4 protein-coding genes and 1 pseudogene are annotated in these 4,815 nt (G+C 57.7%); 2 read left to right on the forward strand and 3 right to left on the reverse strand.

Annotation, left to right across the window (positions count from 1 at the left end):
- Positions 1–846: pseudogene (gyrB, locus tag ACIQVE_RS28600) on the forward strand (DNA gyrase subunit B); the annotation flags it as partial.
- 55 nt (positions 847–901) lie between these two features.
- Here the strand turns inward: gyrB and ACIQVE_RS28605 are convergent.
- The gene (locus tag ACIQVE_RS28605; protein WP_402815170.1) at positions 902–1,621 is read right to left on the reverse strand and encodes a response regulator transcription factor; all 720 of its coding nucleotides are present in this window, start codon (positions 1,619–1,621) and stop codon (positions 902–904) included.
- Between the two features lie 179 nt (positions 1,622–1,800).
- Here ACIQVE_RS28605 and ACIQVE_RS28610 point away from each other — a divergent pair, with 179 nt between their 5' ends.
- On the forward strand, positions 1,801–3,333 hold the full coding sequence (locus ACIQVE_RS28610) for a sensor histidine kinase (RefSeq protein ID WP_402815172.1): 1,533 nt from the start codon (positions 1,801–1,803) through the stop codon (positions 3,331–3,333).
- A gap of 168 nt (positions 3,334–3,501) precedes the next feature.
- Here the strand turns inward: ACIQVE_RS28610 and ACIQVE_RS28615 are convergent, their stop codons facing one another.
- Together ACIQVE_RS28615 and gmhB are read right to left on the reverse strand one after the other, a co-directional pair.
- On the reverse strand, positions 3,502–4,281 hold the full coding sequence (locus tag ACIQVE_RS28615; protein ID WP_402815175.1) for a lysophospholipid acyltransferase family protein: 780 nt from the start codon (positions 4,279–4,281) through the stop codon (positions 3,502–3,504).
- 82 nt (positions 4,282–4,363) lie between these two features.
- The coding region (gmhB, locus tag ACIQVE_RS28620; protein WP_402815177.1) for a D-glycero-beta-D-manno-heptose 1,7-bisphosphate 7-phosphatase at positions 4,364–4,815 on the reverse strand (452 nt) is incomplete at its 5' end.

Genomic DNA, 4,815 nt, shown 5'->3' on the forward strand with positions numbered 1-4,815 from the left:
CGCGGCTACATCTACATCGCTCAGCCGCCGTTGTACAAGGTCAAGAAAGGCAAGCAAGAGCAATACATCAAAGACGACGAAGCCATGGAAGAGTACATGACGCAGTCGGCTCTTGAAGATGCGAGCCTGCACCTGAACGAAGAAGCCCCTGGCATTTCCGGCCCGGCGCTGGAACGTCTGGTGAATGACTTCCGCATGGTGATGAAGACTCTCAAGCGTTTGTCGCGCCTGTACCCGCAGGAACTGACCGAGCACTTCATCTACCTGCCGGCCGTCAGCCTTGAAAAGCTCGGCGACCACGCGGCGATGCAAGACTGGCTGGCTCAGTACGAAGTCCGTCTGCGCACCGTCGAGAAGTCCGGTCTGGTCTACAAGGCCAGCCTGCGTGAAGATCGTGAACGTGGCGTCTGGCTGCCAGAGGTCGAACTGATCTCCCACGGCCTGTCGAACTACGTCACCTTCAACCGCGACTTCTTCGGCAGCAACGACTACAAAACGGTCGTCACTCTCGGCGCTCAACTGAGCACCCTGCTTGACGACGGCGCGTACATCCAGCGTGGCGAACGTAAGAAAGCGGTCACCGAGTTCAAGGAAGCCCTCGAGTGGCTGATGGCCGAAAGCACCAAGCGCCACACCATTCAGCGATACAAAGGTCTGGGCGAAATGAACCCGGATCAGTTGTGGGAAACCACCATGGACCCAAGCTCGCGTCGCATGCTGAAGGTCACCATCGAAGACGCCATTGGCGCGGACCAGATCTTCAACACCCTGATGGGTGATGCGGTCGAACCTCGCCGTGAGTTCATCGAGAGCAATGCTCTGGCGGTGTCCAACCTGGATTTCTGATCCCGGTCAGCACCAACAAAAAGGCCAACGCATTTGCGTTGGCCTTTTTTTGAGATCAAGAGATCACAGCCGCCACACTCTCCAACCGATACCCATACCCATAAATCGTCAACAACTGCCACCCGCGATCCGCCGTCAGTCCCAACTTGTTACGCAGCCGGTAGATATGCGTGTCCAGCGGTCGTGACGAGGCCATCTCTTCATGGGGCCAGAAGCGCTCATACAGATAATCGCGCGACAACGGTCGACCGAGGTTGCTGAACAGGCAGCGCGCGAGTCGGTATTCGCGTTCGGTCATGACGATCGGTTTGCCCTCACGGGTGACCGTCAGCTCGGCATCGTCGAACGTCAGATCATTGAAGCTCAGCACTTCGTTCGCGGCGCTGCGTGCCTGGCTGTGCCGGCGTAGTACTGCGGCGACTCGGGCTTTCAATTCATTGGGCCGGAATGGTTTGCTGACGTAGTCGTCGGCGCCAGCATTCAGGGCCTGGACGATGTCGTTTTCGCCATCGCGGCTGGTGAGCATGATTGCTGCCGGTGGTGCTTCCATGTGTTCGCGAGTCCAGCGCAACAACGCCAGACCGCTGAGGTCTGGCAGTTGCCAGTCGAGGATCAGCAGGTCGAAAGTTTCCCGCCGAAGCTGTCGCAGCAGATCTTCACCGCGCTCGAAGCTGTGCAGCGACCAAGGCTGTTCTCCGGCTTCGGCCATTTGCTGCAGGGTCTGCTCGACCCGACGCAGTTCGGCAGGTTCGTCGTCCAGTATCGCAACACGCATACGCGGTGGTTCCTTGTTGCTTGGGCAGTTGGCCGTCAACCTTAGTCGCTCGGCCATCGCTATGAAAGTAAGCGGCCCGCCGTTGGTCGACGTCCGCTATGATTCTTCGGGTCATGTCTCAGACCTGTGGCCTATGAAACCATTCACACTGCCCTGCCCTTTTTCCCACGACTTTTCTTATGAGTAGCGAGCGTCGGCGTGAAAGCCGAGAGCCGAGCCAAGTGCAGCGCCTGTTTCGCCAACTGGTGCGCGAGTGGTTGTGGATAAGTCTAGTGCTGTTGCCGCTGACCGCGCTGTTATCTTATCGAGCGCAGGTCAGTCTGAGTGACGCATCCCCTGGCCTTGGCGCTTTGCTTTCGGTGGGCCTGGTGGCTTGCGTTCTTGGGCTGCTTTTATGGCGTCCGCGCTTGGCCCTTTGGGTGACGCTGATCGGCATGGCGTGCGTGCTGCTGACCAGCGTCGGGCTGGCTGAAATCAAGGAATGGTGGTCGCCGACGCCGGCGGTGCTGGGCATGCTGTTCGGCTATCTGATCTGGAACTGGCGACGCCTGAGTGTGGTGCTGACTTACTTCGGTTGGGAACTGGCGCGGCTGGATAACGAGCCGAAAGTCTTTCCCGAACGTCGCCGCGCGCAGTTCACGGGCACTGACCGCTTGCAGCGCCAGATCATGGCGCTGGAACAAGCCATGAGTCGTACCCGCGATACACGGCGCTTTATCGCTGACGGTCTGGAATATTTACCCGTCGCCACGTTGATCAGTGATCCCAAGGGCCAGATCCTGCTGGGCAATCGCAAGGCGCGCCGTCTGTTCGATCATCTTTTGGTGGGTGACGACGTGCTCGACCAATTAGCGCAACTCGGCTATCCAGAGTTGTCCACAGCCCCGCGCCCACTATTGTCCGCGCTGCCGTTGCTGGAATTTCGCGATCACAAGGAGCGCAGCCTGCGCCTTGAGCGCGCTGCGTTGCTGCCGGTAGACGGTGACACGCCAATTGGCTGGTTGCTCAGCCTGACCGACCTGAGTGCCGAGCGCGCCGCTGAGGAACAACGCAGCGTCTTGCTGCGCTTCCTCTCCCACGATCTGCGTGCTCCACATTCCGCGATCCTGGCCCTGCTTGACGTTCATCGTTATCAGGCCGGAGCTGATGCGCCGTTGTTCGAACAGATTGAGCGTCAGGTTCGCCGCGCTCTCGAGCTGACCGACGGCTTTGTGTTGTTGGCTAGGGCTGAATCCGAGGCGTATCAGTTCCAGCCGACGTTGTTCGCAATGCTGGTGCTGGACGTGCTCGATCAGGCCTTGCCGATCGCCCAGCAAAAACGCATCGAACTGCTGCACGACATGGACGAGCATTCTCAGGAGCGACTGGTGTCGGCCGACCAGGGGCTGCTGACCCGTGCGTTGTTCAATCTGCTGGAAAATGCCATCAAGTACAGCCCGGCGGATACCAAGATTCAGTTGCGCGTGACGTGTCACGAGGAGTGGCTGCGCTGCGAGCTCATTGATCAGGGTAAAGGCATTGCTAACGAAGAGCTGCCCGATCTGTTCAGCCAATACCGGCGCTTTTCTTCGGCTCAAGGCATTGATGGCGTTGGCTTGGGCCTGTCGATGGTTAAAGCCGTGGTCGATCACCATGGCGGCAGAATTGAATGCCTCAGTGTGGTCGATCAAGGCACAACGTTCATGCTTGAACTGCCGCTGATCGCTGAATAAACAGGCACAAAAAAACCGGCTATATCAGCCGGTTTTTTTACATCCAAAAAAAACTTATGCACCTTTTACGGTGTTTTATGAGCTTGAGAAATATATAAGTAAATCAATTACTTAAATCTAATATTCAGGCCTTTTCACCAAAAGCGTACACAGGTTATCCACAAAATCTCAGACAGCGATCTGATCGCTTGCAGCAGGTGCCTGCGGCGCGGGAGGCAACGAACCCATTTCCCGTTGCGTCTGCTCGTTCCAGGCTTGCACTCGGTCATTCAATGCTGCAATGGCTCGTGGCCCAGTGCCTTCGGCGTACATCGGTTCGCCAATCACCACAGTGATGACACCTGGCTTCTTGGCCCAGCCGGTTTTCGGCCAGAATTTGCCGGCATTGTGTGCAATTGGCAGCACCGGGAGCTCAGCATTCACCGCCAACGCGCTGCCACTGCGAGAAAATTTGCCGACAGTGCCGAAGGGAACGCGAGTACCTTCCGGGAATATCAGCACCCAGACATTGTCCTTGAGCAGTTCATCGCCTTTTGCCGCGACTTGTTTGAGCGCCGCTTTCGGGTTGTCGCGATCAATCGCGATCGGTCGCAGCATGGCCATGGCCCAGCCGAAGAACGGCACGAACAGCAATTCGCGCTTGAGCACCTGGCTCAAAGGCGAGAAATAAGCGGAGAGAAAAAACGTCTCCCAAGTGCTCTGGTGGTTCGATTGAATCACGCAGGGCCGGTCTGGCACGTTTTCCGCGCCTTTGATTTCGTAACGGATACCGAGGAACACCTTGGTCAACCACAAGGCGCAACGGCACCAGTACACGTTGATGAAACGATAACGCGCCTTGAATGGCAAAAAGGGCGCGATAAAAAAGCTCAGGCTGCACCACAGCAGGGATGTTGTGCCCAGCAGCAGGTAAAAGAGGAAGATTCTGATGGCCCGCAGTATCGACATGGCGACGTTTACCGTTACGGGCAATGCCCGACTGTTCAAGCGCACTCCCGATCAATCCCTGGTCAGGAATTTCAGAAGTACTCTAGTTGTGGATAAGTTCTGCGGCAATCGCCGCCAGATCGTCAAAAATCAGAGTGCCAACCGGCAGGGTTTTACCCTGAGTCTTTTCGCCTTTTCCGGTCTTTACCAAAACTGGCTGTGAGTCGACGGCTTTGGCGGCCTCCAGGTCACCAAGGCTGTCGCCGACGAACCAGACATTGCCGAGTTCGACGTGGTAATGCGCCGCGATGGTTTTCAACATGCCCGGTTTCGGCTTGCGGCAATCGCAACCCTCGTCCGGCCCATGCGGGCAGTACACGATCAGCCCGACTTCACCGCCCTGCTCCGACACCAGTGCACGCAGGCGCGCGTGCATGGCGTCGAGGGTGGCGAGGTCGTAGTAGCCGCGAGCAATGCCCGACTGGTTGGTGGCGACCGCCACCGTCCAGCCGGCCTTGCTCAACTGCGCGATTGCTTCGATCGAGCCGGGCAAAG

It is taken from the genome of Pseudomonas sp. NPDC098747 (assembly GCF_044760045.1).
Lineage (GTDB): Bacteria > Pseudomonadota > Gammaproteobacteria > Pseudomonadales > Pseudomonadaceae > Aquipseudomonas.

Excerpts from the sequence above, each read along its gene's own strand:
- ACIQVE_RS28605 (WP_402815170.1), bottom strand. The coding sequence starts at position 1,621 with ATGCGTGTTGCGATACTGGACGACGAACCTGCCGAACTGCGTCGGGTC.
- ACIQVE_RS28610 (WP_402815172.1), top strand. The coding sequence starts at position 1,801 with ATGAGTAGCGAGCGTCGGCGTGAAAGCCGAGAGCCGAGCCAAGTGCAG.
- ACIQVE_RS28615 (WP_402815175.1), bottom strand. The coding sequence starts at position 4,281 with ATGTCGATACTGCGGGCCATCAGAATCTTCCTCTTTTACCTGCTGCTG.